We start from the raw sequence: 15,876 nt of genomic DNA, 5'->3' as shown, positions 1-15,876 counted from the left end.
TGAAAGGTAAAAATGATAAAATTACGACAATTCAAAACAGAAGATTTAGCGTTATTTTGGGAAACAGCTTATAGTGATCCGCAAGCTGAGTGGACTAAATGGAACGGACCATATTTTAAAGATGTGTTACCTAAAAAAGACGATTTTATCAATAATATTGGCCCTGAAAGATTCGTGAATAATATGAATCGGCGGGTTATTTTATACGACGGTCAAATTATTGGTAGTGTGAGTGCATATTTTGAGGATGGACAACTAAAATCTTGGCTTGAGGTAGGAATTGTTATTTATCAACAAGCAACATGGCAACAAGGAATTGGCACCCGTGCATTAGGTATGTGGTTGGAAATATTATTTGAGCAATATGACAGTTTACCACATATTGGTTTAACCACTTGGTCTGGTAATAAGGCTATGATGCGTGTAAGCGAGAAACTGGGCTTAAAATTAGAAGGACAAATCCGACAAGTGAGATGGTGGCAAGGTCAGTATTGGGATAGCATGAAATATGGCATTTTGCGAAATGAAATGACGCCTATAAGCCCCTCTGGTAAAATAGAGTTATGACGAAACAATACGCACAAATCATTGTTGATGTGCCAACAATGCAAACTGATCAGCCTTATACCTATGCCGTTCCGGAGAATATGATAGATTCGCTATTGTTGGGCATGCGTGTGACGGTGCCTTTTGGTCGCCGGAATGTGATGGGATTTGTTGTTGGTTTAATCGCTTCAACTGACTTATCAGAGGAACAAGTGCGCCCAATTCAGCAAATATTAGATTTAACACCGGTATTAAATACAGAACTACTAAATCTATCTGATTACTTAGCCAGTGAAACATTTGCTTTTCGAATTACAATTTTACAAACGATGCTGCCAAATGTGTTTAAAGCAAACTACGTGCGTACTTTAAGGATTATTGACGAAGTGGATGACGATGTACGTGATCGTTTATTTAAAGGGCTTGATGAGATAGCTTTTAAAACAGGCGACTTTACTGAGCCAGATATGGTAACTTTGCTTAAGCTACGTCGTCAACATAAAATTGATGTAGAAGTGGCAGTGCATGACAAGGCGAAGATAAAGACACAATTAGCTTATCAGTTCAGTGATGATGTTGAATTTTTGGAGGATGAGTTAAGAGGATTACGATCTTCAGCAAAGAAACAAGAAACGTTGTTGCAGTTCATACTCAGTCATTTGGCTGAAACATGGGTGAAAAAGGATCTGCAGGATGTTATCGATATCAGTGACGCCGTCTTAAACCAAGCTGCAACTAAAAAATGGTTAATGAAAACAAAAGTGGAGCTTCTTCGCGATCCATTTCATGCTGAAGTTAAACAAACAGCGTTACTTGAGTTAAATGCGCAGCAACAAGAGGCCTATGAACGTATTTCTGGTACATTTGATGCGCAAAGGTTTCAACCATTTTTACTTGAAGGTATTACTGGCTCAGGTAAAACTGAAGTTTACTTACAGGTGGCACAACATGTTTTTGAGCAGGGAAAAACGGTTCTTTTTTTGGTGCCTGAAATTGCCCTCACGCCACAAATGGTTAGAAGGGTCAAAGGCCGTTTTGGTGCCCAGACAGCAGTTTTACATTCGGGATTAAGTGATGGTGAACGCTACGATGAGTGGCGTAGAATTGAGCGCGGTGATGTGAAAATTGTTGTTGGTGCACGTTCTGCTGTGTTTGCCCCACTGACAAATATTGGTTTAATTATTGTTGATGAAGAACATGAAACAACCTATAAACAGTCTGATAATCCGCGGTATGATGCCAGAAATATCGCACTCTGGCGTGGTCAATACTATCAAATACCGGTTATTTTGGGCTCAGCGACACCTTCTTTGGAGAGCCGTGCGCGAGCACAACGCGGTGTTTATGAACTATTAACACTGACACAGCGCGCAGGAGGCGCAAAACTACCGAGCGTTAATGTGATTGATATGAAAGAAACGCTGTCACGAGGACCAGAGACCAATTTTTCGGAAGAATTACGTATCAAATTAGCCGACCGTTTGGCGAAAGGTGAACAAAGTGTGTTGATGCTCAATCGCCGAGGATTTTCAAGCTTCGTGATGTGTCGAGACTGTGGTTATGTTCCATGTGATCCTAATTGTAATTTAGCTATGACACTGCACATGGACACACATACACTGAAGTGCCACTACTGTGGTCATGAAGACAAAATACCCACTATCTGTGCGCAATGTGGTTCTAAACGTATACGTTATTATGGGACTGGTACAGAAAAGGTTGAAGCTGAGTTACAAGAATTATTTCCTGATGCGCGGGTGATTCGTATGGATCAAGATACGACACGCAAAAAGGGTAGTATGGATAAGATGCTTCAAAAATTCGGTAATCATGAGGCAGATATTTTATTAGGCACGCAAATGATTGCTAAAGGACTCGACTTTCCTGATGTTACTTTAGTCGGTGTTTTGAATGCAGATACCTCTTTGGGATTGCCGGATTTCCATGCCAGTGAACGTACATTTCAATTGTTGACCCAAGTTAGTGGGCGAGCTGGACGGGCTAAAAAACCTGGTGAGGTGTTGGTGCAAACGTTCAATCCACAGCATTATGCAATTACTTATGCTCAAAATCATGATTATGAAGGTTTTTATAGACAAGAGATGGCCGTCCGGCACGCTGGAAATTACGCACCGTACTATTACACGGTTCAGATACAAGCCAGCCATTCAGATGAAAATCAAGCCGCCATTCAAATGCTGAAAGTTGCGCGCTGGCTACGTTCGCATGCTAAGAAAGATGTGATTATTTTAGGACCTTCGCCAAAGCCAATTGCTAAAATGCGCAAGCGCTATTACTTTCAAATTATCCTAAAGTTTAAAAAACGTAATGAAATGGACACGTTGCTACAGGAACTACAAAATCGCGCACAAAAGGCTAAAGGTGATTTGCAGCTAAGCATTGATCGTGATCCTGTCTCATTTATGTGATGTGTTATAATAAATACTGATAACTGTCCGAGATTGCTCGGACATTTTTGTGTTATCGTGCGAATAAAAAATAAAACACCCTAACACAGCTGTTTGAGAGGTATAAAATGACATATTCAGTAGTATTAATGGGCACTCCAAGTTTTGCAGTACCGATATTAGAAGCGCTTCTTGAAAATAATGATTATGATGTGAAGGCTGTTGTGACACAACCCGATCGCCCACAGGGACGCAAGCATACTTTAACACCAAGTCCTGTTAAAGTTGCAGCACTGGCGCACGACGTGCCTGTTTTACAACCAGAAAAAATAAGTGGTTCTCCTGAGATGCAACAAGTCATTGATATTAATCCTGATTTCATCGTGACCGCAGCATTTGGACAATTTTTACCTACAAAATTATTAGACGCGGCCAAAATTGCTGCAGTTAACACGCATGCTTCATTATTACCAAAATATCGAGGTGGTGCACCAGTTCATTATGCCATTATGAATGGCGATAAAGAAACCGGTGTTTCAATTATGTACATGGTCAAAAAAATGGATGCCGGTGATGTTATTGATACGATAAAAGTTCCAATTACGAGCACCGATAATGTTGGCACGATGTTTGACAAATTAAGTATTGCTGGATGTGATTTGCTATTAAAGACACTCCCTAAAATCGCTACCGGTAATATTGACCCAGTAGTACAAAATGAAGAAGAAGTTACTTTTTCACCAAATATACCGCACGACATGCAGAATCTTAATTTTGCGACAGAAACAGCCCAAGAACTAGACTGGCATATACGTGGTTTATATCCAACTCATCCAGCTTTTGTGCAGGTTTTGGATCAACGCGTGAAAATCACTGATGTGACACCCTTGTCTGAATTAACAGCGCAAGAACCGGGCACCATTGTTGAGAAAAGCAAAAAACAATTAAAAGTGGCCTCCGCAAATGGTACGGTTGTTCAAATCAACCGACTACAGCCGGCAGGTAAATCAGAAATGGCGATTAGTGCCTATTTAAATGGCGCTGGAAAAGATCTTGAAGTAGGTCAGAAATGGGCAACAATTAATGAGCGATAAACGAGTTTACAGTGACAATCCACGTGTTTTAGCAGTTCAAACACTAGCCAAAATAAAAAATGGTGCATATTCTAATCTACAATTAAATCAAGTGATCAAGCAACATAAGCTGGGTGAAGCAGATACTCGTTTATTAACAACTTTGGTTTACGGTGTCATTCAGCATCGCTTAACTTTTGAGTATTGGCTTGAACCTTTCGTAGGTAGCAAAAAAATTGATCCATGGGTTCGGGAGCTGCTATATACAGCTATTTTCCAAATGGAATACCTAGATAAGATACCACAGCATGCCATCTTTAATGAATCAATTGAAGTAGCTAAAATACTAGGGCATGTTGGAACAGGAAAATTTGTTACTGCCATCTTGCATAACATTAGTCGTAAAGGCCTTCGTAGTGTTGCCGACATTGGTGATGACATACAACGCCTTTCTATTGAAGCAAGTTTGCCGGTTTGGTTGGTTGAAGAGTTGATTAAGCAAAATGGGGATGAACGAGCACGCCAAATCATTGCTACAATCAATGATGCACCTAAGCAATCCATTCGTGTTAATACGTTACTAGCTACTGATCAAGAAGTCGTTACTGCGCTAGAATCAGAAAATTTCACTATTACAGCATCTAGCGTTGCTGCACATGCGTTTTTAGTCAGCGGTGGGCATGTGGCCAGTTCTAAAGCATACCATGATGGTTGGTTAACATTACAGGATGAAAGTGCGATGCTACCAGTAGAAAGTTTACATTTGACGCCTGAGGTTAAAAGTATTTTAGATGCAGCGGCGGCACCTGGTGGAAAAACCACGCAACTTGCACAATACAGCGCTCCAGATGCTGTGATTACGGCCTTAGATGTTCATGAGCATAAAATTAAGTTAATTAACAACAATGCTGAGAGATTGCACGTAGCCGATAAAATTCATGCACGTGTCCTAGATGCAAGAAAAGTTCCTGAACAAATTGACAAAAAATTTGATCGAATTTTAGTTGATGCACCATGTTCAGGATTTGGTTTATTGCGTCGAAAGCCTGAAATTAGATATGATAAAACCTTGGAAGATGTCGAAAGTTTAGCTCGTTTACAAACACAAATTTTGGATTCAGTTAGCCAAAACCTTGCAAAAAATGGTATCATGGTTTACAGTACTTGTACAATCTTGCGTCAAGAAAATGACGATGTTGTAACAAATTTTTTGGAAGACCATCCGAATTTTGAATTAATTCCAACGGAAACAACGTATAAATTAAAATTAGATCATGGCGAAAAAGCCTTACATGTGTATCCCAATGATTACCATACAGATGGCTTTTTCGTTGCTACATTGAGGAAAAATGATTAATGGCAATTGCCTATCGTACGGATCCTGGATCCAAGCGCCACGACAATGAAGATTATGTAGGTTCTTTTATAAATAAAGTTGGACGGACAATGGTTATCGTTGCTGACGGCGTTACTTCGAATGAAGGCGGTGAGGTTGCCAGTGCAATGACTGTTGAGCACTTCGGACATGCTTGGGAAAGCAATGATTTGGAGACAATTGTTCCTACAATTGCGTGGTTAAAAAAACAAGCTAAAATTGAAAATGATGCTATTATAAAGGCCGGGCAACGCTTTCAAGAGCTGTCACAGATGGCAACGACCGTTGTTTTGGCTGTATTGTTTGACGAAAAAGTTGTGATTGCTAATTTAGGCGATTCCAAAGCCTTTTTGTTGCATAATAATCAATTAACCCAACTGTCCAATGACCATATTTTAAAAAATGAAATCGTTCGTAGAGGGGCTATGGCCAGTGCAGATGCTAGTAACATGGTACACGCTAATAGTGTGACACGATTTTTAGGTGTTGATGAACACGCAGATATTGAAATTTCTCAACACGATTTTGTGGCAGATGATATTTTATTTCTAACATCTGATGGTATTACAAAAGTATTAGACTACAAGACAATTAAGCAAATAATGCGCTACGAAGAACCACTTGATATTAAAGTTTTTGATATGATTCAGCAAGCAAATGAAAAAGGCGCACCAGATAACGTGACGGCGGTACTCGTCACACATGAAAAGGATTAGAGATGTTACCAGATACACTAGTTGACAATCGATACCGTATTATAAAATCGCTTGGCGATGGCGGTATGGCCAATGTTTATTTGGCGCATGATGAATTTCTTAATCGTGATGTAACGTTTAAAATGATGCGTCTTGATATGAAAAATGATGTAGATTTGGCAAAACGCTTTCAACGTGAGGCCTTATCAGTAACAGAACTGATTAATGACAATATTGTCCAAGTATACGACGTTGGTGAGTACCAAGGTTCACAATATATTGTCATGGAATATGTTGATGGTACAAATCTTAAATCATACATTGGTGAACATTTTCCAATTGCATATCAACAAGTTGTTGATATTATGATGCAAATATTAAACGCCGTGCAGGCTGCACATAATGCAGGTATTATTCATCGTGATTTAAAACCACAAAATATTTTAATTGACAGAAATGATCAAGTGAAGATTACCGATTTCGGTATTGCAATTGCTAAGTCAGAGCAAGATTTGACGCAGACGCATACCGTGATTGGTTCAGTTCATTATTTGTCACCAGAACAAACCCGTGGGGGCATGGCATCAGCAAAGTCTGATATCTATGCACTTGGTGTTATGTTATATGAAATGCTAACGAAGCAAGTGCCGTATGAAGGAGATACGCCGGTCGCAGTAGCACTAAAACATGCAACTGCTGATATGCCTTCAGTACGTGATTTTGATCCAAGAATTCCCCAAGCACTAGAAAATGTTATTTTAAAAGCCACAGCTAAGAACCCACAGGATCGTTATTTAGATGTCTCAGTTATGGCTGAAGATTTAAAAACAGTTCTATCGCCACGTCGTTCAAATGAACAACGATTTGCGCCAACTGCGGATATTGAAAACGAAACGCGCATTATTCCGATGGAACAAATTCAAGACCAGCTCAAGAATGGTGTTTCCTCTGTTAATGTTTTACCGGAGGAAGTTCCTGAGGAACCATCAGTAAAAGATCTGATCATTGAGTATGGTAAAAAAGGTTACGCTGTTAAAAGTATCGCAAAAATTGTTGACCGGACACCTAATTATGTTAGAAGTGTGCTTCGGGGCAATGGCATCAAGTATCGTGAAAATAAATTACCTAAAATTTTGGCTTTTGCAGTGCTTTTTATTGTTGCTATTATTGCTATTTTTGCGTTTATTCATATTCAGGCTAGTCAAATCACTGTGCCGAGCTTATCCAACTTAACAAGAGCCAAGGCTGAAAAGAAAATACAAGAAGCTGGATTGAATGTTGGTAGTGTGACTTCGACAACTTCGACAACCATCAAAAAGGGCAGTGTTGTGCGTTCAACCCCTAAAGAAGGAACTGACGTAAAAAAAGGGGACAGTATCAACTTGGTTATTTCCTCTGGTAAGGCAAAAGTGCGTTTTGGAGATTATGTTGGATCGGATTATGATGTAACAGCAGCACAATTGCGCTCGCAAGGATACGAAATTCAAAAAGAACAACAAGCGTCAGATAGTGTAGCTGCAGGCATAATTATAGCTCAATCTATTAATGCCAATGGGAAGGTAGACCCTACAGCCACAAAGGTGACTTTCACTGTCTCAACAGGACCGGTTAAGATTACTGTCCCTGACTTCACTAAAAGTAGCACACAAAGCGATGTTCAAAATTGGGCATCACAAAATGATGTCACTGTTAATTTTAATACGACTTACTCCAATTCTGTTAAGAAGGACCATGTTATTAGTCAATCAATCCGTGGCGGATCAAAGATTACAAAAGATAACACCTTATTAATTACGATTTCACAGGGACCAGAACAATCGAGCTCAAGTAGTAGTAGTTCGTCGTCTTCTAGTTCTAGCAGTAGTTCCTCAAGTAGTTCAACAAGTAGTGAGGATTCTAGTACTACATCATCGGACAGTTCCACATCTGAGAGCTCTTCGAGTCAATAACAACGTGTCTAAAAGTCGATATTATCGGCTTTTTTTGTTATGATTAATGGTATGAAAACAGGACGAATTATTAGATCGCTCAGCGGTTATTACGATATACAGTTACCCAGTGGTGACATTCAAAGAACGCGAGCTCGCGGTGAATTTCGGAAATCTAAGCAAAAACCGCTAGTTGGCGATTTTGTTGATTTTGAGAGTGAAAATGACGAGGGCTTTATTTGGGCAATCCATGAACGGGAGAACTTTTTAGTTCGCCCGCCAATAGCAAATATTGATATTGCCGTTATTGTGACAGCCGCCAAGGAACCTGATTTTGCACCAAATTTGTTAGATCGTCAGTTGGTGGCACTTGAAGCTGCAAACGTAAGACCGTTGATATATTTTTCTAAAATGGATTTGCTGGAAAAATCTGAACATGAGAAAATAAATCACATCGCTAATTATTATCAAAGTATTGGTTATGATGTTATTTTTTCAGATTCAAAAAGCGCTTTTGAAGCGCTTAAAATGATGTTAAAAGACCATGTTTCAGTTTTTATGGGGCAAACGGGAGCTGGAAAATCAACATTACTGAATCATCTATCGCCACAACTTGGGCTTGAAACGGGTGAAGTTTCTAAAGCGTTGAGTCGAGGAAAACACACAACACGACAGGTAACGTTGATTGAGGTAGATGAGGCTTTGATTGCTGACACGCCAGGATTTTCTTCATATGAAGTGTTTGATTTTCCTGTTGAAGAATTAGATGATTATTTTCCAGAGTTTGTTGAAAAACGTCAAGATTGTCGTTTCCGTGGATGTTTACATCTGAATGAACCAGGATGTGCCATTAAAGAGGCTGTAGCGGTTGGCACAATCACACAGTCAAGGTATAATAGTTATAAGGCGTTTTATGAGTTGATTAAAGCGCAAAAACCAAAATATAAAACAGACAATTAAAAAGAGGTATATCATGTCAGGAATCATTGCACCATCAATTTTGAGCGCAGATTACACAAATTTGGAACGTGACGTCAAGCTTGTTGAAGCTGCTGGTGCAGAGTATTTGCACATCGATGTTATGGATGGTACTTTTGTGCCCGCTATATCTTATGGTCCAAATTGGGTCAAGCAATTGCGTCCGGAAACTGATTTAGTGTTAGACGTTCACTTAATGATTCAAAATCCAGAACGCTTTGTTGAAGAATTTGCGGATGCTGGTGCAGACATCATTGGTGTTCATGTTGAAGCAACACCACATATTCACCGTGCTTTACAAATGATTAAGAACAAAGGTGTCAAAGCAGAAGTTGTTATCAATCCAGGAACGCCAGTATCCGCAATTGAAGCAGTACTGGATATGGTTGATCAAGTACTAGTTATGACTGTAAACCCAGGATTTGGCGGACAAAAGTTCTTGCCATCAACGCTGCAAAAAATTGAACAACTACAAACATTCCGTGAGGAGCGCGGCTTTGACTTCGATATTGAAATTGATGGTGGTGTGAATAACGAGACGATTAAATCAGCATATGATGCTGGTGCAAACGTTTTTGTGGCTGGATCGTATGTGTACGATAAAGTAGATCCTGCTGCAAAAATCGGTATTTTGAAAGATTTGATTAAATAATGCAGATTAATATCTTAGCCGGTGGGCCAACGGAATTATGGCCCAAAAATTTATTTCAGGAACAAGGGATGTGGATTGGCGCTGATAGAGGTGCTTGGTATCTATACCAAAAAAATATACCAATGATCATGGCGGTTGGTGATTTTGATTCTCTAACAGATTTTGAATTAACCACAATTCAAAATCATTTAGCCGCGCAAAAAATTATTCATGTCAAGGCCGAAAAAGATGAAACAGACACAGAATTGGCCTTAATGTACGCTCAAGAAAAAGATCCCGATATTATTAAAGTATTTGGTGCTACTGGTGCACGAATTGATCACATGTTGAGTAATTTGTGGTTAATGGCTGATGAAAAGTTTGAAAGTATTGTTGAAAAAACGAATTTTATTGATAATGCAAACATCGTGAGCTATGTTACACCTGGCTTAAGTGAGATTGCAAAGTATCCTAACTCAAAGTATTTAGGATTTATGCCGCTCAATGATGTTGAGAACTTCAAAATAATAGATGCCAAGTACCCATTGACACTAACAAAAAATAAGTATAAAATGTGGTCATCGAATGAATTTATATCAAATTCAGTTCACGTGTCCTTTGATACAGGAATCATAATGATTACGCAGTCTGTAGATGGAGAAAAACAACATGGCAGTTAAAACAGTAGAAGATGCAACTTTTAATCAAGAAACAAACACGGGCGTTAGCATAACAGATTTTTGGGCAACTTGGTGTGGTCCATGTCGCATGCAATCACCTGTTCTGGATGTGCTATCTGATGAAGTCGACGATGTGAAGTTTGTTAAAATGGATGTGGATGCTAACCCTGAAACTCCTGCTGCATTCGGTATTCGTGCTATTCCAACGCTTTTGATTAAAAAAGATGGAGAAGTTGTGGAACGCTTAACGGGATTCCATAATAAAGAACAATTAGCAAAGATTTTAGCTAAATATACAAATTAACTTGTCAAAGGGTTGAATTTCTGGTAAAATTTAATATTGTTGTAGAAAGAGCTTTTAAAAAATAAACAGCTCGAAGAAGGAGGGTTAAACATGGCAAAAGATGCTATTACTGGTGCGCGTACACGCTTTGGTAACCAACGTTCACACGCGTTGAACTCAAGTCGTCGTAGCTGGAAGCCAAACTTGCAAAAAGTTACGGTTAAAATTAATGGTGCTGCACCAAAGAAAGTTTACTTGACAGCACGTACTTTGAAGGCTGGATTGAAGAACGGTTCTATCGAACGCGTTTAAGCTAGTATTTCGTTAGCTTGCTGACGTCGTAAGACCACCATGGGGTGGTCTTTTTTATTAATAGATAGAACACCTCTCAATGCAACTTAATTTATGTATGGTAAAATATACTTAGTAAACTCTTTGTGAGGAGGAAATGCATTTATTGTTATACTTTAGGGTGTTGATAAAAGACATCTCAATATAACGATAAATGTTCTTAAATTTTATGGCAATTATAATTAAAACAAATAATGGCGATATTAGCCTTGAAAATGATGTTATTGCTACAATTGTTGGTGGATCTGCAATTGAAAATCCTGGTGTTGTTGGGATGGCATCTAAAGCAACTTTTCGCGATGGCGTTAATCAGATTCTGAATCGGGAAAACTATGCTAAAGGCGTTGTAGTTCATCAAAAAGATAGTGGTGTTGCAGTTGATGTCTACTTAGTTGCACAGTACGGTACTAAATTGTCCGAGATTTCAAAATCAGTTCAAGGTAAAGTAAAGTATAATCTTGACGCATTTTTGGGTATTCATGTTTCTGAGGTTAACGTGATTGTTCAGGGTGTTCGCGTCAGTGATTAGGAGAGATTATGTCAGTTAATTCACTAACAAAGATTACCAATGTTGAATTTGGTAAGATGATTAATGCTGCAGCGGCTGTACTTGCTGCTAATGCAGATAAAATTAATAAATTAAACGTATTTCCGGTTCCTGATGGCGATACAGGAACGAACATGAGCCTTTCAATGGCGAGTGGTGCGCAGTATGAGCGTGACTCACTAGAAACAGAAATTGGTGCCTTGGCCAAAGCTACTTCCAAGGGTTTACTGATGGGAGCACGTGGTAACTCAGGCGTGATATTATCACAAATTTTTCGTGGATTTTCCAATAGTATGGCTGGAAAAGAAACACTATCGGCACGTGATCTAGCTGATGCATTAATGAGTGGTGCACAAGTGGCATATAAGTCAGTGATGAAACCTACTGAAGGAACAATCTTGACGGTTATTCGTGAGGCGGCAGCTAAAGCAAACAAGGTGGCTGATCAAACAGACGACATTGTTGAACTGATGGCTGCTGTTCAGGAAGCAGCACAAGTAGCTCTGGATTCAACGCCTGAATTGTTACCAGTCTTAAAAGAAGTGGGTGTTGTTGATTCTGGCGGACAAGGACTTGTTTTCGTATTGCAAGCTTTCTATCAAGTGATCAGTGGTGATTTTAATGAAGAAGATATTAAAGCACCTGACAATGCTGAGCTTGATCAAATGGTCAAGGAACTTCATGCGGGGGCGCAAGCTAGTAGCAGTTTAGATCCAGCAGATATTAAATATGGTTACTGTACTGAAATTATGGTTCAGATTGGTAAAGGCACAACATATGATCATGATTTTGATTACCAAAAGTTTTACGATTATTTAGCAGAATTAGGTGACTCTTTATTAGTTATCAACGATGATGAAATTGTTAAAGTACACGTGCATACTGAGAATCCTGGTAAGGTAATCAGTTGGGGAACACATTTTGGTTCACTAGTTAAAGTTAAAGTCGACAATATGCGCGATCAACAGCAAACAGTTATTGATGCACAACGTGCAGAAGAAGCACGTGTTGAAAAAATAGCTGCAATGCAGGTCCCAGTATCTGACACAGCAGTAATTGCCATTGCTGCTGGGGATGGTATTGCTGAACTTTTCAAAAGTTTAGGCGTTCATACTGTGATTTCTGGTGGACAGACAATGAATCCATCAACTGCTGATATTGTTAAGGTTATTGAAGATAGTGGCGCAAAAAGGGCTATTATTTTACCGAACAACAGCAATATTTTCATGGCAGCAGAACAGGCAGTTACATTAGCGGAAATTCCAGTAGAAGTTGTTAAAACACGTACAATTCAACAAGGATTAACAGCGATGATGGGCTATAACCCTGATGCTGATTTGGAACAAAATGCTGCAGAAATGTCAGAAATGATGGCTGATGTAAAGTCGGCGCAAGTCACACAGGCAGTTCGCGAAACTAAATTTAATGGCCATGAAATTCATCATGGTGATTGGATGGGGATTATCGATGGTGACATTGAAGTCGTAGCTCACAATGTTGAATCAGCTGCGCAAGAAGCTATTCAAAAAATGATTGATGATGATTCTGAAATTGTGACAATTATTTTTGGTGAGGGAACAAAAGCTAAAGTTGCACAAAAGTTAAAAGCATTTGTGGAAGAATTAGATGACGGTCTAGAAGTCGAAGTTCACGATGGTGGACAACCATTGTATCCATTCTTCATATCAGTTGAATAATAAAAAAGACGTAAATTCAGTACTACACTGAATTTACGTCTTTTTTATTATAGCCAGCCTAATGCGCTAATAGCTGCGTATATTACTGATCCAGCCATTAAGATAACCATAAACCATGACATAATTAACGTCATTTTTTCGAGACGTGTCCGTGGTTTTTTATCAATTTTTGGCACCTTGTGCTGGTTTAACTTTGATTCTATTTCGGCTTGTAATTTTGTGTTAACCGGTCGATGGTTTTGTTCGTCAGTCATTGATATCACCTCTAATATATTACTTTCTAGTCTAACATATCTTCTAAAATAATTGAAATTTCTACGCGAATTCGTTAAAGTTAGATACGAGGTAATTAACATGCAATGGTGGATTTGGCCACTCGGTGGTTTTATTTTTTGGACAGTTGTCATTATATTTAAGAAATGGACAGCTTTAAAACAAGCATCTATTAAAATATTAGACATTATTACGATTCCTAACTGGATTGTATTGCACCAAACAATGGGTTATCTATTTGGTATTAGCTTTGTTCCTTGGCTTTTACTCGCATGGTTGGTCGTTGGCATGCTTTTAGCTTGGTTTTTATTGCAAAATAACTGGCGATGGCAAACATTTTGGCGAAGGTACTGGCAATGGAGTGGTTTATTGGCCGCAATAATTGTCATTTTGATAACAATTATTGGGTTATTCCTCCACTAAACCCCACATTTTTGAAGTGCAGTTATCCTTGATAACTGCGCTTTTTGTGTGCTGAAAATTTACTAGTTTGTGACAAAACAATAATTTGGGTGGAGTGAAGTGGGGAAATGTGGTAAATTAATAGTATAGAAATTTTAATGGAGGTGGCTCTATGTTCATGGGTGAATATTCACATACGCTTGATACAAAGAGTCGCTTAATTATTCCGGCAAAATTTCGTAATCAACTCGGTGATCAATTCATTATTACAAAATGGATGGAGAAATCACTTCGCGCTATGCCGATGGCAGTTTGGGAAAAATTGCAAGAGCAGTTAAATCAATTACCATTAGGCAAGAAAGATGCACGTGCTTTTAGACGTTTTGTTATGGCTGGTGCATTAGAAGCCGAGTTTGATAAGCAGGGACGAATTGTTGTTCCTAATAATTTAAGAGAATACGCGTCACTAGAAAAAAGTGTTGTAGTTACCGGTGTTGGTGATTCATTTGAAATATGGAGTGCAGAGAATTGGTCAGCATATACGGCTGAAACTGCGGATGATTTTGATAACATTGCTGAAGGTTTGGTAGACTTCGACCTTTAAACGAATTAATAATACAAGTTTTAAGAAAGAGGGCTGCTATGCCATTTGAACATGTAACAGTACTCTTACATGAGGCTATTGCTCTATTAGATATTAAACCAGAAGGAACTTATGTCGATGCTACATTAGGTGGCGGCGGACACACTGGAGAAATCTTAAAGCAACTCACAACCGGTACACTTTATAGTTTTGACCAAGATGATACAGCTATCCAATATAACGCTGAACAATACGCAGATGAAATCGCTGCTGGTAAATTAGTTATAATTCATAAAAATTTTCGGACATTAACCTCCGCATTAGCGGATTATGGTGTGACAGCAGTTGATGGTATTGTTTACGATTTGGGTGTTAGTTCTGTGCAATTTGATGATGGTCAGCGAGGGTTCAGTTATAAATATGATGCTGAACTTGATATGCGCATGGATCAACGCCAAGCATTAACAGCTAAAACAATTGTTAATGAGTGGCCGTTTAATGAATTGATGCGTGTTTTGAGCCGTTATGGAGAAGATCGCTTCCCTAAGCAAATTGCTCGAAAGATTGAGCAGCACCGTGAAAACGCACCAATTAATACGACTTTTGAATTGGTAGACATCATTAAAGAAGCAATTCCAGCACCCGCTCGTCGAAAGGGTGGACATCCTGCAAAACGTTCATTTCAAGCATTTCGTATTGCTGTCAATGACGAATTAGGTGCCTTAGAAGATTCATTAACTCAAGCACTTGAGTTATTAGCAACTGACGGCAAAATTAGTGTGATTACTTTTCAGTCATTAGAAGATCGCTTAGTAAAACAAATGTTTCGTGAAAAATCTTCGGCACCAGAATTACCTGCTGGTTTGCCAGTGCTACCGGGGCAATTTGAAGCTGATTATGAGTTATTAACGCGCAAACCAATTTCACCAAGCACAGAAGAGATGGCTATCAATCATCGTGCAGAGTCGGCGAAACTACGTGGCATAAGAAGAAAATAGACTAGATGCTGTGGTCTTACATAAGATCAGCAATGATAAATAAATTGGAGAATATTACATGGCACAAAATGCATATCAATATACACCTTTAGCACAGCAAGCACCTTTAACAGCATCTCAGCCGCGTACTCATAGTCGTACTAAATATAAAGCAGCCGCTTGGACAAAAAAAGAGCGAATAATGGTAGCTATTGTTGCCACTGTTGTTTTGGCATTGATGGTTGGCGTTGTTTATACAAGCATGCAAACGACCAAAACAACAGCCAGTGTAAACGCAGTTCAAACCAAAATTGATGAAACTAAGCAAAATAATGACGATTTACGTACACAGGTGCAAACAGCCATGAGTAAAAAAAATCTAGATAAGGTTGCAAAAAAATATGGCATGACACTGTCTGACAACAGTGTGCGCAATATTAATCAATAAT

At 38.9% G+C, this 15,876-nt stretch carries 18 protein-coding genes; 17 read left to right on the top strand and 1 reads right to left on the bottom strand.

The features are described 5' to 3' along the window. Window positions 1-12 precede the first annotated feature (12 nt). The 13 genes from HFP47_RS06120 to HFP47_RS06060 all read left to right on the top strand — a co-directional run bounded on the left by HFP47_RS06120 (window position 13) and on the right by HFP47_RS06060 (window position 13,192). The gene (locus HFP47_RS06120; RefSeq protein ID WP_011680188.1) at window positions 13-567 is read left to right on the top strand and encodes a GNAT family N-acetyltransferase; all 555 of its coding nucleotides are present in this window, start codon (window positions 13-15) and stop codon (window positions 565-567) included. Beyond that, window positions 564-2,975 carry a primosomal protein N' gene (gene priA / locus HFP47_RS06115; protein ID WP_095341352.1) on the top strand — a complete coding sequence of 804 codons (2,412 nt, stop codon included), beginning with the start codon at window positions 564-566 and terminating at the stop codon, window positions 2,973-2,975. Before HFP47_RS06120 ends, priA begins: the two co-directional genes overlap by 4 nt. 107 nt (window positions 2,976-3,082) lie before the next feature. Then, window positions 3,083-4,048 (top strand): methionyl-tRNA formyltransferase, encoded by a 966-nt coding sequence (fmt, locus tag HFP47_RS06110; RefSeq protein WP_179876215.1) that lies wholly within the window; start codon window positions 3,083-3,085, stop codon window positions 4,046-4,048. After that, window positions 4,038-5,384 carry a 16S rRNA (cytosine(967)-C(5))-methyltransferase RsmB gene (gene rsmB, locus HFP47_RS06105; RefSeq protein WP_014324990.1) on the top strand — a complete coding sequence of 449 codons (1,347 nt, stop codon included), beginning with the start codon at window positions 4,038-4,040 and terminating at the stop codon, window positions 5,382-5,384. Before fmt ends, rsmB begins: the two co-directional genes overlap by 11 nt. After that, a complete protein-coding gene (locus HFP47_RS06100) occupies window positions 5,384-6,118 on the top strand; it encodes a protein phosphatase 2C domain-containing protein (RefSeq protein WP_011680184.1) in 735 nt (244 codons plus the stop codon). Before rsmB ends, HFP47_RS06100 begins: the two co-directional genes overlap by 1 nt. A gap of 2 nt (window positions 6,119-6,120) precedes the next feature. Beyond that, entirely contained in the window at window positions 6,121-8,046 is a 1,926-nt protein-coding gene (pknB, locus tag HFP47_RS06095) for a Stk1 family PASTA domain-containing Ser/Thr kinase (RefSeq protein WP_014324988.1), read from the top strand. A 51-nt stretch (window positions 8,047-8,097) separates the two neighbouring features. Continuing rightward, complete coding sequence (rsgA, locus tag HFP47_RS06090; RefSeq protein ID WP_042250589.1) at window positions 8,098-8,985, top strand: ribosome small subunit-dependent GTPase A; 888 nt, start codon at window positions 8,098-8,100, stop codon at window positions 8,983-8,985. 13 nt (window positions 8,986-8,998) lie between these two features. Continuing rightward, window positions 8,999-9,655, top strand: a complete 657-nt coding sequence (gene rpe, locus HFP47_RS06085) for a ribulose-phosphate 3-epimerase (RefSeq protein WP_002815217.1) — start codon at window positions 8,999-9,001, stop codon at window positions 9,653-9,655. Then, on the top strand, window positions 9,655-10,314 hold the full coding sequence (locus HFP47_RS06080) for a thiamine diphosphokinase (RefSeq protein ID WP_025268322.1): 660 nt from the start codon (window positions 9,655-9,657) through the stop codon (window positions 10,312-10,314). The genes rpe and HFP47_RS06080 overlap by 1 nt, the downstream gene beginning before the upstream one ends. Continuing rightward, window positions 10,304-10,618 (top strand): thioredoxin, encoded by a 315-nt coding sequence (gene trxA / locus HFP47_RS06075; protein WP_011680179.1) that lies wholly within the window; start codon window positions 10,304-10,306, stop codon window positions 10,616-10,618. Before HFP47_RS06080 ends, trxA begins: the two co-directional genes overlap by 11 nt. A gap of 90 nt (window positions 10,619-10,708) precedes the next feature. Continuing rightward, window positions 10,709-10,909: a 50S ribosomal protein L28 gene (rpmB, locus tag HFP47_RS06070; RefSeq protein ID WP_002815208.1), complete on the top strand. Its 201-nt coding sequence runs from the start codon at window positions 10,709-10,711 to the stop codon at window positions 10,907-10,909. A gap of 208 nt (window positions 10,910-11,117) precedes the next feature. Next, on the top strand, window positions 11,118-11,477 hold the full coding sequence (locus tag HFP47_RS06065; RefSeq protein ID WP_014324985.1) for an Asp23/Gls24 family envelope stress response protein: 360 nt from the start codon (window positions 11,118-11,120) through the stop codon (window positions 11,475-11,477). Window positions 11,478-11,485: 8 nt separating this feature from the next. Further along, window positions 11,486-13,192 carry a DAK2 domain-containing protein gene (locus HFP47_RS06060; protein ID WP_014324984.1) on the top strand — a complete coding sequence of 569 codons (1,707 nt, stop codon included), beginning with the start codon at window positions 11,486-11,488 and terminating at the stop codon, window positions 13,190-13,192. Window positions 13,193-13,239: 47 nt separating this feature from the next. On the opposite strand, the gene HFP47_RS06055 is transcribed toward HFP47_RS06060, so the two are convergent. Beyond that, the gene (locus HFP47_RS06055) at window positions 13,240-13,446 is read right to left on the bottom strand and encodes a DUF4044 domain-containing protein (RefSeq protein ID WP_014324983.1); all 207 of its coding nucleotides are present in this window, start codon (window positions 13,444-13,446) and stop codon (window positions 13,240-13,242) included. 100 nt (window positions 13,447-13,546) lie between these two features. On the opposite strand from HFP47_RS06055, the gene HFP47_RS06050 reads away from it, so the two are divergent. The 4 genes from HFP47_RS06050 (at window position 13,547) to ftsL (ending at window position 15,875) form a co-directional block, all read left to right on the top strand. After that, on the top strand, window positions 13,547-13,888 hold the full coding sequence (locus HFP47_RS06050) for a DUF3397 family protein (protein ID WP_179876214.1): 342 nt from the start codon (window positions 13,547-13,549) through the stop codon (window positions 13,886-13,888). A 151-nt stretch (window positions 13,889-14,039) separates the two neighbouring features. Then, complete coding sequence (gene mraZ, locus HFP47_RS06045) at window positions 14,040-14,471, top strand: division/cell wall cluster transcriptional repressor MraZ (RefSeq protein ID WP_002815203.1); 432 nt, start codon at window positions 14,040-14,042, stop codon at window positions 14,469-14,471. A 38-nt stretch (window positions 14,472-14,509) separates the two neighbouring features. Beyond that, window positions 14,510-15,448 carry a 16S rRNA (cytosine(1402)-N(4))-methyltransferase RsmH gene (gene rsmH / locus HFP47_RS06040; protein WP_011680174.1) on the top strand — a complete coding sequence of 313 codons (939 nt, stop codon included), beginning with the start codon at window positions 14,510-14,512 and terminating at the stop codon, window positions 15,446-15,448. A 58-nt stretch (window positions 15,449-15,506) separates the two neighbouring features. Then, the gene (ftsL, locus tag HFP47_RS06035; protein ID WP_011680173.1) at window positions 15,507-15,875 is read left to right on the top strand and encodes a cell division protein FtsL; all 369 of its coding nucleotides are present in this window, start codon (window positions 15,507-15,509) and stop codon (window positions 15,873-15,875) included. The last annotated feature ends 1 nt before the right edge of the window (window position 15,876 follow it).

It is taken from the genome of Leuconostoc sp. DB-1, assembly GCF_013414845.1.
Taxonomy (GTDB): domain Bacteria; phylum Bacillota; class Bacilli; order Lactobacillales; family Lactobacillaceae; genus Leuconostoc; species Leuconostoc mesenteroides.
Note: the sequence above shows the minus strand (reverse complement) of the source record. Positions and strands in the feature narration are given on the sequence as shown.

Bases quoted from the DNA above. Each gene is read 5' to 3' on its own strand.
- HFP47_RS06120 (WP_011680188.1), top strand. From the start codon at position 13: ATGATAAAATTACGACAATTCAAAACAGAAGATTTAGCGTTATTTTGG.
- rsgA (WP_042250589.1), top strand. From the start codon at position 8,098: ATGAAAACAGGACGAATTATTAGATCGCTCAGCGGTTATTACGATATA.
- trxA (WP_011680179.1), top strand. From the start codon at position 10,304: ATGGCAGTTAAAACAGTAGAAGATGCAACTTTTAATCAAGAAACAAAC.
- mraZ (WP_002815203.1), top strand. From the start codon at position 14,040: ATGTTCATGGGTGAATATTCACATACGCTTGATACAAAGAGTCGCTTA.
- HFP47_RS06050 (WP_179876214.1), top strand. From the start codon at position 13,547: ATGCAATGGTGGATTTGGCCACTCGGTGGTTTTATTTTTTGGACAGTT.
- pknB (WP_014324988.1), top strand. From the start codon at position 6,121: ATGTTACCAGATACACTAGTTGACAATCGATACCGTATTATAAAATCG.
- HFP47_RS06060 (WP_014324984.1), top strand. From the start codon at position 11,486: ATGTCAGTTAATTCACTAACAAAGATTACCAATGTTGAATTTGGTAAG.
- priA (WP_095341352.1), top strand. From the start codon at position 564: ATGACGAAACAATACGCACAAATCATTGTTGATGTGCCAACAATGCAA.
- rsmH (WP_011680174.1), top strand. From the start codon at position 14,510: ATGCCATTTGAACATGTAACAGTACTCTTACATGAGGCTATTGCTCTA.
- HFP47_RS06100 (WP_011680184.1), top strand. From the start codon at position 5,384: ATGGCAATTGCCTATCGTACGGATCCTGGATCCAAGCGCCACGACAAT.
- HFP47_RS06080 (WP_025268322.1), top strand. From the start codon at position 9,655: ATGCAGATTAATATCTTAGCCGGTGGGCCAACGGAATTATGGCCCAAA.
- fmt (WP_179876215.1), top strand. From the start codon at position 3,083: ATGACATATTCAGTAGTATTAATGGGCACTCCAAGTTTTGCAGTACCG.
- ftsL (WP_011680173.1), top strand. From the start codon at position 15,507: ATGGCACAAAATGCATATCAATATACACCTTTAGCACAGCAAGCACCT.
- HFP47_RS06065 (WP_014324985.1), top strand. From the start codon at position 11,118: ATGGCAATTATAATTAAAACAAATAATGGCGATATTAGCCTTGAAAAT.
- rpe (WP_002815217.1), top strand. From the start codon at position 8,999: ATGTCAGGAATCATTGCACCATCAATTTTGAGCGCAGATTACACAAAT.
- rsmB (WP_014324990.1), top strand. From the start codon at position 4,038: ATGAGCGATAAACGAGTTTACAGTGACAATCCACGTGTTTTAGCAGTT.
- HFP47_RS06055 (WP_014324983.1), bottom strand. From the start codon at position 13,446: ATGACTGACGAACAAAACCATCGACCGGTTAACACAAAATTACAAGCC.
- rpmB (WP_002815208.1), top strand. From the start codon at position 10,709: ATGGCAAAAGATGCTATTACTGGTGCGCGTACACGCTTTGGTAACCAA.